This window comes from Microbacterium sp. (assembly GCF_049661145.1).
GTDB lineage: Bacteria > Actinomycetota > Actinomycetes > Actinomycetales > Microbacteriaceae > Microbacterium.
Map to the genome: position 1 here is coordinate 1 of NZ_JBASZT010000253.1, position 17,094 is coordinate 17,094.

Annotated in this window: 15 protein-coding genes; 1 reads left to right on the top strand and 14 read right to left on the bottom strand. The window is 68.2% G+C overall.

The genetic code is table 11. The features are described from left to right. The coding region (locus WBP48_RS10775) for a hypothetical protein (protein WP_424440176.1) at positions 1-1,221 on the bottom strand (1,221 nt) is incomplete at its 3' end. An 86-nt stretch (positions 1,222-1,307) separates the two neighbouring features. Here WBP48_RS10775 and WBP48_RS10780 point away from each other — a divergent pair. Continuing rightward, positions 1,308-1,937, top strand: coding sequence for a hypothetical protein (locus WBP48_RS10780; protein WP_424440178.1), 630 nt, complete (start codon positions 1,308-1,310; stop codon positions 1,935-1,937). A 58-nt stretch (positions 1,938-1,995) separates the two neighbouring features. On the opposite strand, the gene pyk is transcribed toward WBP48_RS10780, so the two are convergent. The 13 genes from pyk to WBP48_RS10845 form a co-directional block, all read right to left on the bottom strand. Beyond that, positions 1,996-3,444 (bottom strand): pyruvate kinase, encoded by a 1,449-nt coding sequence (pyk, locus tag WBP48_RS10785; RefSeq protein ID WP_424440181.1) that lies wholly within the window; start codon positions 3,442-3,444, stop codon positions 1,996-1,998. Positions 3,445-3,488: 44 nt separating this feature from the next. After that, positions 3,489-4,958, bottom strand: a complete 1,470-nt coding sequence (locus tag WBP48_RS10790; RefSeq protein ID WP_424440184.1) for a glutamate synthase subunit beta — start codon at positions 4,956-4,958, stop codon at positions 3,489-3,491. After that, positions 4,951-9,531: a glutamate synthase large subunit gene (gltB, locus tag WBP48_RS10795; protein ID WP_424440187.1), complete on the bottom strand. Its 4,581-nt coding sequence runs from the start codon at positions 9,529-9,531 to the stop codon at positions 4,951-4,953. The genes WBP48_RS10790 and gltB overlap by 8 nt, the downstream gene beginning before the upstream one ends. A 68-nt stretch (positions 9,532-9,599) precedes the next feature. Then, positions 9,600-10,595: a prolipoprotein diacylglyceryl transferase gene (gene lgt / locus WBP48_RS10800; RefSeq protein ID WP_424440190.1), complete on the bottom strand. Its 996-nt coding sequence runs from the start codon at positions 10,593-10,595 to the stop codon at positions 9,600-9,602. A 124-nt stretch (positions 10,596-10,719) separates the two neighbouring features. Further along, entirely contained in the window at positions 10,720-11,496 is a 777-nt protein-coding gene (gene trpA, locus WBP48_RS10805) for a tryptophan synthase subunit alpha (protein ID WP_424440193.1), read from the bottom strand. After that, a complete protein-coding gene (trpB, locus tag WBP48_RS10810; RefSeq protein ID WP_424440196.1) occupies positions 11,493-12,761 on the bottom strand; it encodes a tryptophan synthase subunit beta in 1,269 nt (422 codons plus the stop codon). Before trpB ends, trpA begins: the two co-directional genes overlap by 4 nt. Beyond that, on the bottom strand, positions 12,758-13,534 hold the full coding sequence (gene trpC / locus WBP48_RS10815) for an indole-3-glycerol phosphate synthase TrpC (RefSeq protein WP_424440199.1): 777 nt from the start codon (positions 13,532-13,534) through the stop codon (positions 12,758-12,760). The genes trpB and trpC overlap by 4 nt, the downstream gene beginning before the upstream one ends. A gap of 1 nt (position 13,535) precedes the next feature. After that, a complete protein-coding gene (locus tag WBP48_RS10820) occupies positions 13,536-13,766 on the bottom strand; it encodes a DUF6704 family protein (protein WP_424440202.1) in 231 nt (76 codons plus the stop codon). A 42-nt stretch (positions 13,767-13,808) separates the two neighbouring features. Beyond that, a complete protein-coding gene (locus WBP48_RS10825) occupies positions 13,809-14,438 on the bottom strand; it encodes a Trp biosynthesis-associated membrane protein (protein WP_424440205.1) in 630 nt (209 codons plus the stop codon). Then, positions 14,435-14,794 (bottom strand): phosphoribosyl-AMP cyclohydrolase, encoded by a 360-nt coding sequence (gene hisI / locus WBP48_RS10830; protein ID WP_424440208.1) that lies wholly within the window; start codon positions 14,792-14,794, stop codon positions 14,435-14,437. Before hisI ends, WBP48_RS10825 begins: the two co-directional genes overlap by 4 nt. Beyond that, on the bottom strand, positions 14,791-15,567 hold the full coding sequence (gene hisF / locus WBP48_RS10835) for an imidazole glycerol phosphate synthase subunit HisF (RefSeq protein ID WP_424440214.1): 777 nt from the start codon (positions 15,565-15,567) through the stop codon (positions 14,791-14,793). The genes hisI and hisF overlap by 4 nt, the downstream gene beginning before the upstream one ends. Continuing rightward, positions 15,567-16,409, bottom strand: coding sequence for an ATP phosphoribosyltransferase (hisG, locus tag WBP48_RS10840; protein ID WP_424440217.1), 843 nt, complete (start codon positions 16,407-16,409; stop codon positions 15,567-15,569). The genes hisF and hisG overlap by 1 nt, the downstream gene beginning before the upstream one ends. A 64-nt stretch (positions 16,410-16,473) precedes the next feature. After that, complete coding sequence (locus tag WBP48_RS10845; RefSeq protein ID WP_424440211.1) at positions 16,474-16,737, bottom strand: phosphoribosyl-ATP diphosphatase; 264 nt, start codon at positions 16,735-16,737, stop codon at positions 16,474-16,476. Positions 16,738-17,094: the final 357 nt, after the last annotated feature.

The window sequence follows — 17,094 nt, forward strand, 5'->3', positions numbered from 1 at the left end:
AGCCGACGCGGCGTGCCACGGCGCGTGCATCGCGTCGGCTCTTGCCGCGGCATCCGCCAGCCAACGCTCGCCGCCGGCCCCGTCGCCGAAAAACGTCGCCAGGCGGCCCAGTGCGCATGCGACGGGACCGTAGTAGGGCCCGATCACAGTACCGATCGCGTGCAGATGACCGAACGGTGTCAGCGACTCCAGGATCCAGCGGGCACGCTCCTCGTCGCCGGCGAGGATGGCGAGATCGGCGAAGCCCACCATCGCGAGTACCCACTCGAGCGATCGCAGCGGGAAGTCCTGGAGGTGTGGTGCAAGGTTCCGCCAGATTGCGCGAGCCTCGTCGGTGTTCCCCATGGCGAGCAGGACCCTCGCGCGCCAACCGTGCGCGAGAGCAGGTGCGCCCACGAGCGCCCGTCGAATCTGCGCTTCGACGTCGACCAACCCCTCGTGGGTGCGGATGGCGTATTCCGACCGGATCGTCAGCTCGAGCCACCGCGCGTCCTCCAAGCCGGCCCGCTCGCCCCACTCGGCGACTGCATCGAGGGCCTCGGGGACATCGCCCACGCGATCCTCCAGCAAAGCGATGCTCGCGGCGACACACGACAGCCGCCAGTTCCACACCGGCGAGGCGAGGCGTGCGGTCACCTCTGTCAACGAGGCGATCGCGGTGGTCAGCTCGTACCGCAGTCCCAGCTGCGCGAGAGCATCCGACCGCCAGAAATGGCCCCAGGCCAGGATTTCGTCGTCTGCCGCCCCAGTGCCCAGCTCGACCAACTCCCCTGCGATCGCGAGCCGATCACCTGTCGTCGCTGCACCGAGAGCGGCCGTGTGCGCCGCGCGCAGCCTCGCGAACTGCAGCGACGCGTCAGCGTGATCGATCGGCGCTCCGGTGGCACGCGGACCCAACCACACCGTCGTGATCGCCACGAGGTGTGCGGTGACATGCTCGCGCAGCTGCGCGTCCGAGTCGCCGAGCAGTGCCAGCGCTTCGAGGCACAGTGCCTGGCGTGCAGGGGTCAGCCGGATGCCGAGGATGTCGGGGGCCGCGAGGGCCGTGGCGGCGTGCGCGACGAGACGCGCGTCCTGCAGCTGCCGGCCGATCGCGGCGGCTTCCTGGCAAGCGCGCCACGCGTCATCGTGGGAGCCATTGCGAGACGCGGTTCGCGCCTGCACGAGCAACAGGCCTGCGCGCGCGAGGACCTCGTCGTGCGTCTGTGGGCCACTACTCATGCTGCCCTCCACGATTGCCGGGATTTCACGGATGCTGCAGTGCTGACGGCATCGTAGCGTCGCAGGCGACAACGCAGGAGGTTCCCATGAACTCGGAACGCATCGCTCGAGCGGGCGGGTGGGCATCGGTGATCGCCGGAGTGTTCGGTGCGGCGGCGGCCGTGGTGCTCATCTTCATTCCCCCGGCCGTCCCGGAGACCGTCTTCAGCCATCCGCTCACACCGGAAGGTCACCTGCTCGTGCAGGTGGTTTTCGGCGTCCATCATTTCGTCGCTGCGTACGGGCTGTGGGCGTTCTGGCGCGCCGGGCTCGGGGGAACAGGACGGCTCGCGAATATCACCGGCATCGGATCCACGGTGGTTTTCGCGCTGTTCGGCGTCTGGGAGATCGTCGTGGGAGCTTTCGGTGGGGAGCCGTACCCGACGCCGACGACCGACGTCATCGACGGCGTCTACGGCACGCTCTCGCTCCTGATCGCTGTCCTCCTGGTGCTGTTCGGAGTCGCTGCGGCTCGGGCGCGCGTGCTCGGTCCGGTGACCAGGTGGTTCATGCTCGGATTCGGCGTGTTCCTCATCGTTCCGGGATTGCCGTTGCTGTCCATGGGCTTCGTCGTCGGACGCCTCGTCATCGCGGCGTGGCTGCTGATCCTCGCGCTCGTGGGGTGGACCATGCTGCAATGGTCCGCCCAGGCGGACGAGAGGATCGTCGCGGTCTGAACGACGAAGGGCGGATGCCGGGTCTCCCCCGGCATCCGCCCGTCGTGTGCGCGTCGGCCTACTTCTCGGACTTGTAGATCGGCGCTTTGCCGTGCACGGCGTCACCGATCTTGTGGACGCGGATATCGTTGGTCGAGCCGATGATCCCGGGAGGGGAACCGGAGATCACGACGACCTTGTCGCCCTCGGAGGCGAGCTTGTTGCCGAGGAAGAAGTTGTCGACCTGAAGGAACATGAGATCGGTGTGAGCGACATGCTCCACGAGCGTCGACTGGATGCCCCATGTGAGGGCCATGCGGCGACGGATCGCGGGGTTGACGGTGAACGCCATCATCGGGATGCCGGTGCGCAGCCGCGACATGCGGCGTGCCGTGTCGCCGGACTCGGTGAAGATGCAGATGTACTTCGCGTCGATGAACTCGGCCACCTCGTTCGCGGCGAGCGTGATGATGCCGCCCTGCGTGCGTGGCTTCACGTTGAACGGCCGGATGCGCTCCAGCCCGTGTTCCTCGGTGGACTCCACGATGCGGGCCATCGTCGAAACGACGCCGACGGGGTACTTGCCGACGCTCGTCTCGCCCGAGAGCATGACCGCGTCCGCGCCATCGAGCACGGCGTTGGCCACGTCGCTCGTCTCGGCGCGGGTGGGCACCGGGTTCTCGATCATCGACTCGAGCATCTGTGTCGCGACGATGACGGGCTTGGCCATGCGGCGGCACAACTCGACGGCGCGCTTCTGCACGATCGGCACCGCCTCCAGCGGCAGTTCGACGCCCAGGTCGCCGCGCGCGACCATGATGCCGTCGAAGGACTCGATGATCTCCTCGAGGGCGTCGACGGCCTGGGGTTTCTCGATCTTGGCGATGACCGGGATCTTGCGTCCTTCCTCCGCCATGATCTCGTGCACCCGGGTGACGTCGGCACCGCTGCGCACGAACGACAGCGCGATGATGTCCGCGCCGGCATGCAGCCCCCAGCGCAGATCCGCCTCGTCCTTCTCGGACAGGGCGGGGACACTGACGGCGACACCGGGGAGGTTGATGCCCTTGTTGTTGGAAACGGGTCCGGCGACGATGACCTTCGTCGTGACGACGGGACCGTCGACGCTTTCGACCTGGACGCGGACCTTGCCGTCGTCGATCAGGAGGAAGTCGCCCGGGCTGACGTCGTCAGGCAGACCCTTGAAGGTCGTCGAGACGATCTCCTTGGTGCCGGCCACGTCTTCGGCGGTGATCTTGAAGATGTCGCCGACGGCGAGTTCGTGGGGTCCGTCGGTGAACTTGCCGAGACGGATCTTGGGGCCCTGCAGGTCGACGAGTATGGCGACGGCGCGACCGGCGTCGTCGGCAGCTTTGCGCACGGTCGCGAATCGCGATTCGTGCTCGGTGTAGGAACCGTGACTGAGGTTCATTCGGGTCACGTCCACACCTGCGTCGATGATCGCGCGGATCATTTCGTAGGTATCTGTGGCGGGACCGAGGGTTGCGACGATTTTCGCGCGTCTCACTGACTGACTCTCCGGTCTTTCGTTGTTACGGGGTTGATCTCACACTACGCGGGCTGCAGACCGATCGCGATGTCGGTGGGATGAACCGGAGATGGCAGGCTCGTCCGCCCCATGAGGTACTCATCGACGGATGCCGCCGCAGCACGGCCCTCCGCGATCGCCCAGACGATCAGGGATTGGCCGCGACCGGCGTCGCCCGCGACGAACACGCCGGGGGTGGTCGACTGATAGTCGTCTCCGCGATCGACGTTGCCGCGGCCCGTGAACACGGTACCCAGCTGTTCTTCGAGAACGGAGCGTTCCGGGCCGGTAAAACCCATCGCGATGAGGATGAGGTCGGCGGGGATCTCGCGCTCGGTGCCGCTGCGGGGCACCCGGCGACCATCGGGAAGGTACTCCGTCTCTGCGACGCGCAGTGCCCGTACCTCGCCGGCACCGTTCCCGAGAAACTCGACGGTCGATGCCAGGTAGGTGCGCTCGCCACCCTCTTCGTGAGCGGACGAGATCTCGAACACGGTCGGCGTCATCGGCCACGGCTGGTTGTCGGGTCGGCTGGTCGGCGGCTGCTTGCCGATCGCGAGGTTAGTGACACTCAGCGCACCCTGGCGATGTGCCGTGCCGATGCAGTCGGCGCCGGTGTCACCGCCGCCGATGACGATCACGTGCTTGCCATCGGCGTGGAGCTGCTGGGGCACCTGGTCGCCGGCGACAGCCTTGTTCGACTCCACGAGGTACTCCATCGCGAAGTGCACGCCCGCGAGGTCCCGGCCGGGGAGCGGGAGCTCGCGTGGCACGGTCGACCCGGTCGCAATGACCACGGCGTCGTACCGTGCGCGCAGGTCGTTCCACGTGATGTCGACGCCGATCTCGACGCCCGCGCGGAAGCGGGTGCCCTCGTCCTGCATCTGGCGCAGGCGCGACTCCAAGTGCCGCTTCTCCATCTTGAAGTCGGGGATTCCGTATCGCAGCAACCCGCCGATGCGGTCATCCCGCTCGTAGACGGCGACCGTGTGCCCGGCGCGCGTCAGCTGCTGCGCCGCCGCGAGACCGGCGGGTCCGGACCCCACGACGGCTACGGTCTTGCCGGTCAGCCGCGCGGGCGGTTCGGGTTCGACCCAGCCGTTGGCGAAGGCGTTGTCGATCGTGGACACCTCGATCTGCTTGATCGTGACGGCGGGCTGATTGATGCCCAGCACACACGCGCTCTCGCAGGGCGCCGGACACAACCTCCCGGTGAACTCCGGGAAGTTGTTGGTGGCGTGCAACCGCTCGATCGCAGCACGGCCCTCACCACGCCACATGAGGTCGTTCCACTCCGGGATGAGGTTGCCGAGCGGGCAGCCCTTATGGCAGAACGGGATGCCGCAGTCCATGCAGCGCCCCGCTTGGCGCCGAAGTACCCCGGAATCGCCCGGCTCATAGACCTCTTTCCAGTCCATGATGCGCACGGGAACCGGCCGGCGCGCCGGGAGCTCGCGCTCAGTGGTCTTCAGGAAGCCCTTTGGGTCAGCCACCGGTCACCTCCAGGATGCGGGTCCAGACGACGTCGCCGTCGGGGTCCAGACCCTCGGCGGCCGCCTCCTGGCGGGTCTGCAGCACTGCCGCGTAGTCGCGCGGCAGGACGCGAATGAAGTTCGCGGCTTCGGCTTCGAGATCGTCGAGCAACGCGGCTGCTGTCGTGGAGTCGGTCTCCGCGACGTGGCGTTCCAACAGGTCCCGGAGGATCTCGACGTCCCCCGATCCCATTTCCAGCAGCTCCAGTTCGCCGCTCGCCAGCGCCTCGCGGTTGACGAGGTCGCGGTTCAGGCGGTAGATGTACGCCGCGCCGCCGGACATGCCGGCACCGAGATTGCGACCGGTGCCGCCCAGGATGACCGCGAGGCCGCCGGTCATGTATTCCAGCGCGTGATCGCCGACCCCTTCCACGACGGCCGTCGCGCCGGAGTTGCGCACGAGGAACCGCTCTCCGACGACGCCACGCAGGAACATGCTGCCCTGGGTCGCCCCATAGCCGATGACATTGCCGGCGATGACGTTCTGTGCCGCGTCAAAGCTCGCACCGCGAGGGGGACGGATGACGATCTCCCCGCCGGAGAGGCCCTTGCCGACGTAGTCGTTCGAGTCGCCCTCCAGACGCAGTGTGATTCCGGCGGGCAGGAATGCTCCGAAGGACTGGCCGGCCGACCCCGTGAGGTTGATCTGGATCGTGCCGCTGGGCAGGCCGTGCTCGCCGTGGGCGAGGGTGACCTCGTGACCGAGCATCGTGCCGACGGCGCGCTCCGTGTTGCGGATCGGCAGTGAGATCTCGAAGCGGCCGCCCTGGCCGGCGTTCTGAGCGATCACGTCCCGTGCCCGCTCGATGAGTTGCACGTCGAAGTGCTTGCCGAGCTCGTGGTCCTGGTTGCGCAGGTGTCTGCGCGGCACGTCGGTCCCGAAGGCGGGTCCATCGAGGATCGGCGTCAGGTCGAGGCCGTTCGCCTTCCAGTGCTCGATCGCGCGGTTCATGTCCAGCAGTTCGCTGTGACCGATCGCTTCTTCGATCGACCGGAAGCCGAGCTCCGCGAGATACTCGCGCACCTCTTGCGCGAGGAACTCCATGAAGTTGACGACGAACTCCGGCTTGCCGGTGAAGCGGCTGCGCAGGACGGGGTTCTGCGTCGCGACGCCCACCGGGCAGGTGTCCAGGTGGCACACGCGCATCATGACGCAGCCCTCCACGACCAGCGCCGTGGTCGCGAAGCCGAACTCCTCAGCGCCCAGGAGTGCAGCGATGACGACATCGCGGCCCGTCTTGAGCTGCCCGTCGGCTTGCACGACGACGCGATCGCGCATGTTGTTGAGCATGAGCGTCTGCTGCGTCTCGGCCAGCCCGAGCTCCCACGGTGTACCCGCGTGCTTGAGCGAGTTCAACGGGCTCGCCCCCGTGCCGCCGTCGTGACCGGAGACGAGGATGACATCGGCCAGGGCCTTCGCGGTTCCTGCCGCGACCGCCCCGATCCCGGATTGGCTGACGAGCTTGACGTGCACCCGGGCAGCGGGGTTCGCGCGTTTGAGGTCGAAGATGAGCTGCTTGAGGTCCTCGATCGAGTAGATGTCGTGGTGCGGCGGTGGCGAGATGAGACCCACGCCGGGGGTACCGCCACGCGTGCGCGCGATCCAGGGGTAGACCTTTCCGGGCGGCAACTGGCCGCCCTCGCCGGGCTTCGCGCCCTGCGCAAGCTTGATCTGGATGTCGTCGGCGTGCGTCAGGTACATGCTCGTGACGCCGAAGCGCCCCGACGCGACCTGCTTGATGGCGCTGCGGCGCTGCGGGTCGAGCAGGCGCTCGACATCCTCGCCGCCCTCACCGGTGTTCGACTTCGCACCGATCGAGTTCATCGCGATCGCCAGGGTCTCGTGTGCCTCTCGGGAGATCGAGCCGTAGCTCATCGCACCCGTGGAGAAGCGCTTGACGATCGACGACACCGGCTCGACCTCGTCGATCGGCACGGGGGTGCGTTCTGCCGTCTTGAACCGGAACATGCCGCGGAGGGTCTTGAGTTCCGCGGACTGGTCGTCGACGAGCTTCGTGTACTCGCGGAAGATGTCGTAGCGTCGCGAGCGCGTCGCATGCTGCAGGCGGAAGACCGTGTCGGGGTTGAACAGATGTGGTGCACCGTCGCGACGCCACTGGTACTCCCCACCCGTCCACAGCCGCTCGTGGGCGCGCACCGCGGCATCCTCGGGGTAGGCGTAGTCGTGTCGCGCCTGATTCTCGGTCGCGATCTCACGGATACCGATGCCGCCGAGCTTCGTTTCGGTTCCCGTGAAGTACTTCGCGACGAACTCCTCCGACAGCCCCACCGCCTCGAACACCTGCGATCCGGCGTAGGAGGACACCGTGGAGATGCCCATCTTGGACATGATCTTCAGCACGCCCTTGCCGAGTGCGTAGATCAGGTTCGCCACAGCCTTCTGGGGCGTGATTCCTGTGATGAAGCCCGCGCGTACGAGGTACTCGACGGTCTCCATCGCGAGGTAGGGGTTCACGGCGGACGCACCGTAGCCGATGAGCGTTGCGACGTGGTGCACCTCGCGGACGTCCCCGGCTTCGACGACGAGCCCCACCTTCATGCGATTCTCACGACGGATGAGGTGATGGTGCACTGCAGACAGCGTCAGCAGCGACGGGATCGGCACGAGGTCTTTGTTCGAATCGCGGTCGCTCAGGATGATGAACTCCGCGCCGTCGGCGATGGCCTCGTCGACCTCGGCGCAGATGGCGTCCAGGCGCTGCTCGAGTGCGTCTTCGCTCTGGTCGAGGTGATAGAGGCCGCGGATCGTCGCCGAGCGTCGGCCCGGCAGTGCCTTGTCGATGTTCTGGAGCTTTGCGAGCTCGTCGTTGTCGATCACGGGGAAATCGAGCGTGATCGTGTGCGTGTGGTCCGGTCCCCACTGCAGCAGGTTCCGCTCGGGGCCGAGCCCGATAGACAGCGACGTGACGACCTCTTCGCGGATGGAATCCAACGGGGGGTTGGTCACCTGGGCGAACTGCTGCACGAAGTAGTCGAACAGCAGGCGGGGGCGCTTGCTGAGCACGGCGATCGGGGTGTCGGAGCCCATCGCGCCGAGCGGTTCGGCGCCGTTCTGCCCCATCGGTGTGAGGAGGATCCGCACCTCCTCCTCGGTGTAGCCGAACGTGCGCTGGCGTCGCGTGATCGACGCGATCGGGTGGACGATGTGCTCGCGCTCGGGAAGCTCCTTGAGGCGGACACGCCCGGCATCCAGCCATTGCTGCCACGGCTGCAGGGCGGCGAGCTCGCGCTTGACCTCGTCGTCTTCGATGATCCGATGCTGAGCCGTGTCGACGACGAACATGCGACCGGGCCGCAGACGGCCGCGCCGCTTGATGCGTTCGGGCTCGAAGTCGAGCACTCCCGTCTCGCTGCCGATCACCACGAGGCCGTCGGTCGTCTCGGTCCACCGTCCCGGGCGCAGGCCGTTGCGGTCCAGCGTCGCACCCACGAGCGTCCCGTCGGTGAAGATGAGGGCGGCCGGACCGTCCCACGGCTCCATCTGCGCGGAGTGGTACTCGTAGAAGGCACGTAGCTCGGGCGAGATGTTCGCCTGCTTCTCGTAGGCCTCGGGCACCATCATCATGATCGCGTGGGGGAGGCTCCGGCCCGTGAGGGTGAGGAGCTCGAGGACCTCATCGAAGGATGCCGAGTCGCTCGCCCCTTCTGTGCAGATCGGCAATAGGGGGCGGATGTCGCCGATGAGCTCGGACTCTAGCTGCGATTGCCTCGCCCGCATCCAGTTGCGGTTGGCGCCGACGGTGTTGATCTCGCCGTTGTGCGCCAGCATACGCAACGGCTGAGCGAGCGGCCACGACGGGAACGTGTTCGTCGAGTACCGGGAGTGGACCACGGCGAGCTCGCTCTGGAAGCGCTCGTCCTGCAGATCGGGATAGAACGGTTCCAGCTGCAGCGTCGTGACCATGCCCTTGTACCCGAGGGTGCGTGAGCTCAGCGAGACGAAGTACGCGTCGTGCTCGCGCCGCGCGCGCTTGCGCAGCCGGTAGACGCGCCGATCGAGGGCGATGCCGCTCAGTGCGGGGGCATCGCCCACGGCGGGGCGGCCGACAAAGAGCTGCTCGAAGTGCGGGCGGGCGTCGAAGGCGAGCTTGCCCAGGTGCTGGTCCTCGGTCGGCACGTCGCGCCAGCCGAGGACGGTGAGCCCTTCGGACGCGGCGATCCTCTCCACGCCCGCTTTGATGGCCGCACGCGCGGTCTCGTCCAGCGGCAGGAAGGCCATGCCCGCCGCATACTCCCCCACCGGTGGCAGGTCGAAGTCGACGACGGCGCGCAGGAATGCATCCGGCATCTGCGTGAGGATGCCTGCGCCGTCACCGGTGCCGGCATCGGATCCGATGGCGCCGCGATGCTCGAGGTTGCGCAGGGCCGTCAGCGCGAGGTCGACGATGTCGTGCCCCGGTTCGCCGCGCAGCGTCGCGACCATCGCGAGGCCACAGGCATCCTTCTCGAAGGCAGGGTTGTACATGCCCTGCTTCACGGGGAGCCCGGGAAGGGCTTGGTCGGTCGAGGCCATAGCTACCGTCCTCATGGTCGAACTGATCTGGGACGACGTCGGCCCTGTCGCACTGGAGCTGTTGGTGTTTACGTGGTGGCGACTGTGCTTGTGGCGTCGTCCCCGACGAGCTCGCGCGTCGGGGGTGCGCTCAGGTCCACGAACTCGTCGGTGTTCTGCGATTGTACAGCCCCACCGCCGGACCATTCGCGGCCGCGCACGTAGGGCGACGGCTCGAAGCCGGGGTGACGTCGCTGTTGCGCGAAGAAGATCGTCAGTCCGACGACGACGCCGACGATCGCGGCCCACACGTTCGTACGCAGGCCGAAGAAGATCTCGCTCGGATCGATGCGGAGGTTCTCCCAGACGATGCGGCCCGCGCTGTACCAGATGAGGTAAAGCGCGAAGACGCGCCCCCATTGCAGGCGGAAGCGTTTGCCTGCCCACAGCAGGAAGACGACGCCGAGCGTGTTCCAGATGACTTCGTACAGGAATGTCGGGTGGAACAGGGTGTCTTCCGGCAGGCCGACCGGCCAGGCCGAGTTCGGATAGGCGATCTCCAGCCCCCACGGCAGGTCGGTCGGCAGACCGTAGAGCTCCTGGTTGAACCAGTTGCCGAACCGGCCGATGGCCTGCGCCAGCAGCAGGCCAGGGGCGAGCGCGTCTGCGAAGGTCCAGAAGCGGATGCCGGTCCATTTGCAGCCGAGCCACGCTCCGATCGCGCCGCCGATCAGGGCACCGAAGATGGCGATGCCGCCGTCCCAGATGTTCCAGATCGCATCCTTGACGAACGGATTCCACCACTCCCGATCCTGACCGAAGTAGAAGCCCCAATGCGTGAGGACGTGGAAGATCCGCGCCCCGATGATCGCCAGCGGCACGGCCAGCAGGCAGATGTCGATCACCACCCCGGGCTCGGCACCGCGCTTGGTGAGCCGGTAGTTCGTCATGAACCCTGCGACGAGGATGCCGACGAGGATGCACAGCGCGTAGAAGTGGATGAACGGGCCGCCTGGCCACAGGCTGAAGCCGTTGATGGGCGGGCTCGGGATGCTGGCGACGACATTCACGGCGGGAGAAAGCACGAGCGGCAGTCTACTTCCCCTTCCGCAGGCGGCGCCCCCACCGGTGGTTGAGTAGCCGCCGCAGGCGGCGTATCGAAACCATCTGTGCCGGCTCAGTCGCCGTGGTCTCGACGAACGACGCGGACTAGGTACCGGCGGCGAGGGCGCGGGCGGTGGCGGTGAGGCCGGGGACACCGCCGTCGCGAAGGGCTCGCACGAGCGCGGTACCGACGATCGCGCCATCGGCATACTCCAGCACTCCGGCGACCTGGTCCGGTGTGGAGATCCCGATGCCGACGCACGCGTGCGCAACCCCGTGCTCGCGCAGCCGCGCGACGAGCGTGCGTGCGGCGGCATCCAGCTCAGTCCGCTCCCCCGTGATCCCCATCGTCGAGACGGTGTAGACGAAGCCCGTGGAACTCTCTGCGATCAACTGCAGGCGCTCGTCGGTCGAGGTGGGAGCTGCGAGGAAGACGCGGTCGAGACCGGTGCGCTCGGAGGCGGCGATCCAGTCGGCGGCGGCGTCCGGCGTGATGTCGGGCGTGATGAGCCCGGCTCCCCCGGCGGCGACCAGTTCGTCGGCGAACCGGTCGACCCCGTACTGCAGCACCGGATTCCAGTACGTCATGACGAGGATCGGCACATCGACCCGCGCCGCGATCTCGCGCACCGCGATGAACGTGTCCCGCAACCGGAACCCGGCCGCGAGCGCGGCCTGCGTCGCCTCCTGGATGATCGGGCCGTCCATCACCGGGTCGGAATAGGGCGGACCGAGCTCGAGGATGTCGGCGCCGGCCTCGGCGAGGGCGACGGCCGCGTCGATGCTCGTGGCCAGGTCGGGGTAGCCGATCGGCAGGTAGCCCACGAACGCGCCGCGCCCGGCGGCCTCCGCGGCGTCGATGGCGGTGGCGACGCGGCTCACAGCTCGGTCCCCTCTCCGGCCGCCGCGTCCGTTGCGGGCGGCACCTCCACGGGGCCCTCGGCCTCGTCGTACAGGCCGAACCACCGCGCGGCGGTGTCCATGTCCTTGTCGCCGCGCCCTGACAGGCTCACCGCGATGATCGCGTCCGGACCGAGCTCACGACCGATCCGCAGCGCGCCGGCGAGGGCGTGCGCCGACTCGATCGCAGGAATGATGCCCTCGGTGCGGCTGAGCAGGCGCAGGGCCTCCATCGCCTCGGCATCCGTCGCGGGGATGTACTGCGCACGCCCGATGTCGGACAGCCACGCGTGCTCCGGACCGACGCCGGGGTAGTCGAGGCCCGCCGAGATCGAGTGCGACTCGATCGTCTGGCCGTCTTCGTCCTGCAGGACGTACGTCCGCGCACCGTGCAGCACGCCGGGTCGTCCCCGTTCGATGGATGCCGCGTGCTTGTCCGTGTCGACGCCGTCGCCGGCGGCCTCCACGCCGTAGAGGGCCACACCCTCGTCGTCGAGGAACGCGTCGAACATGCCGATCGCGTTCGAGCCGCCGCCGACGCACGCGACGACGGCGTCGGGCAGGCGCCCCGTCTCGGCGAGCAGCTGCGCGCGTGCCTCTTCGGAGATGATCTTCTGGAAGTCACGGACCATGGCGGGGAACGGGTGCGGTCCCGCGGCCGTCCCGAAGATGTAGTTGGTGGTCTCGACGGATGCCACCCAATCGCGATACGCCTCGTTGATGGCGTCCTTCAGGGTGCGCGAGCCGGTCGTCACGGGCACCACTTCGGCGCCCAGCAGCCGCATGCGGGCGACGTTGAGGGCCTGCCGCTCGGTGTCGACCTCGCCCATGTAGATGGTGCAGTCGAAGCCGAACAGAGCCGCCGCGGTCGCTGTCGCGACGCCGTGCTGACCGGCGCCGGTCTCGGCGATCACCCGTGTCTTGCCGAGGCGCTTGGTGAGCAGCGCCTGTCCGATGACGTTGTTGATCTTGTGCGAGCCGGTGTGGTTGAGGTCCTCGCGCTTGAGGAAGATGCGCGCACCGCCGGCATGCTCTGCGAACCGCGGCACCTCCGTGAGGGCCGAAGGGCGCCCCCCGTAGGCGTGCAGCAGGTTCTCGTACTCGGCCACGAATGCGGGGTCGGCCACCGCGGTCTCGTACACGGCGGTCAACTCGTCGATCGCCGCGATGAGCGACTCGGGCATGTAGCGTCCGCCGAAGTCGCCGAAGAAGGGACCGTGTGCCTCGCGCAGGCTGGACGCACTCATGAACCCGCCTCCAAGAACGCATGCAGCGTGGTGACGGGGTCGTTCGTCACGAGGGCCTCCCCGACCAGCACGACGTCGGCGCCGTCGGCGCGGTAGTGCGCGACATCCGCGGGGGCGAGGACGGCGGATTCGGCGATCTTCACGGCATCCGTCGGGAAACGTTCAGCGAGCGTGCCGAACAGATTCTTGTCGAGTTCGAACGTGGACAGGTTTCGCGCGTTGACGCCGATGAGCCTCGCTCCGAGGTCGGCGGCGCGCTCGAGCTCGTCACGCGAGTGGGCTTCGACGAGCGGCGTCATGCCGAGGTCGGTGACGAGAGCGAAAAGCTCGCGCAGCACTCGCTGGTCGAGCGCGGCGACGATCAGCAGGACGAGGTCCGCACCGGAGGCCCGGGCCTCGAACACTTGGTACGGCGTTGCGATGAAGTCCTTGCGCAGCACCGGGATGCCGACACGCGCCTTGACCGCCTCGAGGTCGGTCAGCGATCCCTTGAAGCGGCGGCGTTCGGTCAGCACCGAGATGGTGGACGCGCCCCCTTGTTCGTAGAGCGCCGCCTGATGGGCGGGATCCGGAATCGCGGCGAGGTCGCCGCGCGACGGGCTAGCGCGCTTGACTTCGGCGATGATCTTGACGCGCTCGGCGGGAGCGAGGGCGGCGAGGGCGTCGAGGGCGGGTGCTTGAGCGAGCGCAGCACGCTCGATGACAGCCAGAGGACGGTCGGCTGCGCGCGCCTCGGCATCCTCCACCGCGCCGGCGGTGAGGCCTGCCAGCATGTCAGTGCTGCTTCGGCGTGTACTTCGGGCCGGCGGCACCGTAGCCGGCCTTGGCCAGCGCCCACCCGACGATGGCCCCGATGACGAGCAGCGCCGCCGACGCCCAGACCAGTACGGGCATGTCGAGGAAGAAGAAGAGCGTGCCGAGGGTCACCGCCAGGAGCATGATGACGACGGCCGTCCAGGCCGCCGGCGAGTGTCCGTGGCCGGGGTCGTCGATCGAGTCGCTCATGGTTCTCCCTCGTTGTCGAGCGGGCGCGGGTGCGCCGCCAGTCTAGCGGGCGGTGGGGTCTTCACCGTGCGACAGGTCGTCCCACGAGTCGATCGCGTTGTCCCTCGACGCGTCGTACGGGCGCGGCGAGGTTGCGCCGTCTGCCGCGCGATCGGTGTCGGCTCGGTCGGCGGCGGTCCGGTAGCGGCGGCCGGAGCCCCGCCAGGTGTGCGCCGTGACCAGCGCGAGGATGCCCCCGGCGGCGACGAGCGCCCCAGCGACGGCAGTGAGCCATGGCCAGGCTGTGCCCGCGACGTCGTCGACCAGCGCTGCGACGGCATCGGAACCGGACAGCCCCGTGGCCTCGGTGACAGCGGCGGAGACGGCGTCGAGCGGATGCTGGGTCGCGATCCGTGCGGCCCCGATCAGCAGCGTGGCGCCGATCGCTGCCGCAAGCACGCCGAACACGTAGCGCAGCACCCGTCCGACGACGGTGAGTGCCAGTCCCAGGGCGAGCGCCGCCAGGCTGAGCGGGGCGAGCAGAGTGAGGGCGGTCGCGCCCGGCACCGAGAGGGCGGAGGTCGCCCCCGCGCTGACGGTCACCTCCAGCCACGTCTGCGTCGAAGCGATGATCGCGATTGCGCCGCCGAGGATGACCGCGAGCACTGCCAGCATCCGCGCGCGTGCGATCATCGAGCCTCCCCCGCGACGGGGGTGAGGTCGTCCGCGTCGAAGCACGTGTGCTCGCCGGTGTGGCACGCCGCGCCGATCTGCTCGACCTCGATGAGCAGGGCGTCGCCGTCGCAATCGAGGCGCGCGCCCTTCACGTACTGGACGTGGCCGGACGTGTCGCCCTTGCGCCAGTACTCGCCGCGAGAGCGCGACCAGAATGTGACGCGACCCTCCGTCAACGTGCGGCGTAACGCCTCGGCATCCATCCACCCGAGCATGAGCACCTCAGCGGTGTCGTACTGCTGGATGATCGCCGGCACCAGGCCGTCGGCGTTGAAGGCGACGCGCTCGATGCGGGGGTCTGAGGTGACGTTCATCGAACCTCGATGCCGTCGGCGACGAGTGCCCGCTTGACGTCGCCGATCGTGAGCTGGCCGGAGTGGAAGACCGATGCCGCGAGCACCGCGTCGGCGCCGGCGCGCAACGCGGGGGCAAAGTCCTCGACAGCACCGGCGCCGCCCGAGGCGATGACCGGCACACTCGACAGCTCGCGCATGAGACCCACGAGCTCCAGGTCGAAGCCGTCTTTCGTGCCGTCGGCATCGATCGAGTTGACGAGCAGCTCGCCTGCGCCGCGGTCGATGGCCTCGCGCGCCCAGTCGAGAGCGTCGAGGCTCGTCGCAGTGCGTCCGCCGTGCGTCGTGACGACGAAGCCAGAGCGGGTGCGCCTGGTGTCCGTGTGGCGGGCGCGCTTGACGTCGAGCGACAGGACGAGCACTTGCGACCCGAACCGGTCGGCGATCTCGCCGACGAGATCGGGGCGGGCGATGGCGGCGGAGTTCACGCCGACCTTGTCCGCGCCGACCGCCAGCAGCCGTGCCACGTCATCGGCGGTGCGCACGCCACCGCCGACCGTGAGCGGGATGAACACCTCCTCCGCCGTGCGGCGGACGACCTCGTATGTCGTCGCACGATCGTCGACCGTCGCGGTGACATCGAGGAAGGTCAGTTCGTCGGCGCCCTGGGCGTAGTACAGCGCGGCGAGCTCGACAGGGTCTCCCATGTCGCGCAGGTTCTCGAAGTTGACGCCCTTGACGACCCGGCCCGCTGCGACGTCGAGGCACGGGATCACCCGGCATACGAGCGACATCACAGCCTCGCGTTGTGGATCGGGGTGACGAAGATCGCCCGCGCGCCGATCGCGTACAGCGCGTCCATCACCTGGTTGAGGGTCTTTCGCGGGCTCATGACGCGCACGGCTACCCACGCCGGATCGCGCAGCGGCGACACCGTCGGAGATTCGATGCCGGGCGCGATCGCCTCCGCCTCGTCGACGAGGTGCGCGGGCAGGTCGTAGTCGATGAGCACGTAGCGTCGGGCGACCAGGACGCCACGCAATCGCCGCAGCAGCGTGTCGGTGCCTTCGGCCTCGGTCGGGGCACCGATGAGCACCGCCTCGGACTCCAGCAGCACGGGGCCGAAGATCTCCAGCCCTGCCTGTTTGAGGGTGGTGCCGGTGGAGACGACGTCCGCCACGGCATCCGCGACGCCCAGCTGGACGGCGGACTCCACGGCGCCGTCCAGCGGCACCAGGTCGACCGCCACACCCTGGTCGTCGAGAAAGGCATCCACGAGACCCGGGTAAGCGGTCGCGACGCGCAGGCCCTCCAGATCGGATACCGCCGTGAAACGCCCCGGCGGGCCGGCGAATCGGAACGTGGAGCCGGCGAAGCCCAACTGCTCGATCTCGCGCGCTCCCGGCATCCGCGCGTCAAGAAGCAGGTCGCGCCCCGTGATGCCGACGTCGAGCGCGCCCGACCCGACGTAGGTCGCGATGTCCTTGGGGCGCAGGTAGAAGAACTCGACCTCGTTCACGGGGTCGATGACGTGCAGGTCCTTGGGGTCGCGGCGGCCGGTGTATCCAGCCTCGGCGAGCATCTCGGCGGCGGTGTCGGCGAGCGACCCCTTGTTCGGCACGGCGATTCGCAGCATGTGCGTGGGCATTTCAGTGAGCGGGCTTTCGGTCTGGGTGGCGGGAGGATGCTGAGGATGCGGCTCACAGATGTCGGTAGACGTCTTCGAGCGACAATCCCTTCGCGAGCATGAGCACCTGCAGGTGGTACAGCAGCTGCGAGATCTCCTCGGCCGTCTCGACGTCCGACTCGTATTCGGCGGCCATCCAGACCTCTGCCGCCTCTTCGACGATCTTCTTGCCGATGCCGTGCACTCCGCGATCCAGCTCCGCGACGGTCCCGGAACCGGCCGGGCGCGTCGCGGCGGTCACGGTGAGCTCCGCGAACAGCGTGTCGAACGTCTTCACCCTGACAGGCTACCGGTCCCGCGCGCGGGGGCGGCGCCGCCCCGGTGGTTCAGAGGCGTCGACTTGAGGATGCTGGACCGACGCATCGGCAGGTCGGCGCCTCCGAACCGGGAGAGGGACTCTTCGGCGGCGAACTGTGGGCCTGCGGCGAAAGCACCCGCACGATGACGCCTCCGAAGTTCTCCCGCATCGTTCGGAAACGGACTCACTCATTTAGGGCACGCTAATAAATAACTACTTCTGATATGAGTTGGCGTGGGACAATGGTGTATGGCCATTGCTCCTGAGACTGTTGTCGCGTTGCGGGCGAAGTTCGATGCGTTGCTGCCGCATCTGGATGAGCGGGCGCAGCGGCTG

Bases quoted from the DNA above. Each gene is read 5' to 3' on its own strand.
- WBP48_RS10780 (WP_424440178.1), top strand. From the start codon at position 1,308: ATGAACTCGGAACGCATCGCTCGAGCGGGCGGGTGGGCATCGGTGATC.
- gltB (WP_424440187.1), bottom strand. From the start codon at position 9,531: ATGGCCTCGACCGACCAAGCCCTTCCCGGGCTCCCCGTGAAGCAGGGC.
- trpB (WP_424440196.1), bottom strand. From the start codon at position 12,761: ATGAGTGCGTCCAGCCTGCGCGAGGCACACGGTCCCTTCTTCGGCGAC.
- trpC (WP_424440199.1), bottom strand. From the start codon at position 13,534: ATGCTGGCAGGCCTCACCGCCGGCGCGGTGGAGGATGCCGAGGCGCGC.
- WBP48_RS10820 (WP_424440202.1), bottom strand. From the start codon at position 13,766: ATGAGCGACTCGATCGACGACCCCGGCCACGGACACTCGCCGGCGGCC.
- WBP48_RS10825 (WP_424440205.1), bottom strand. From the start codon at position 14,438: ATGATCGCACGCGCGCGGATGCTGGCAGTGCTCGCGGTCATCCTCGGC.
- hisI (WP_424440208.1), bottom strand. From the start codon at position 14,794: ATGAACGTCACCTCAGACCCCCGCATCGAGCGCGTCGCCTTCAACGCC.
- hisF (WP_424440214.1), bottom strand. From the start codon at position 15,567: ATGTCGCTCGTATGCCGGGTGATCCCGTGCCTCGACGTCGCAGCGGGC.
- hisG (WP_424440217.1), bottom strand. From the start codon at position 16,409: ATGCTGCGAATCGCCGTGCCGAACAAGGGGTCGCTCGCCGACACCGCC.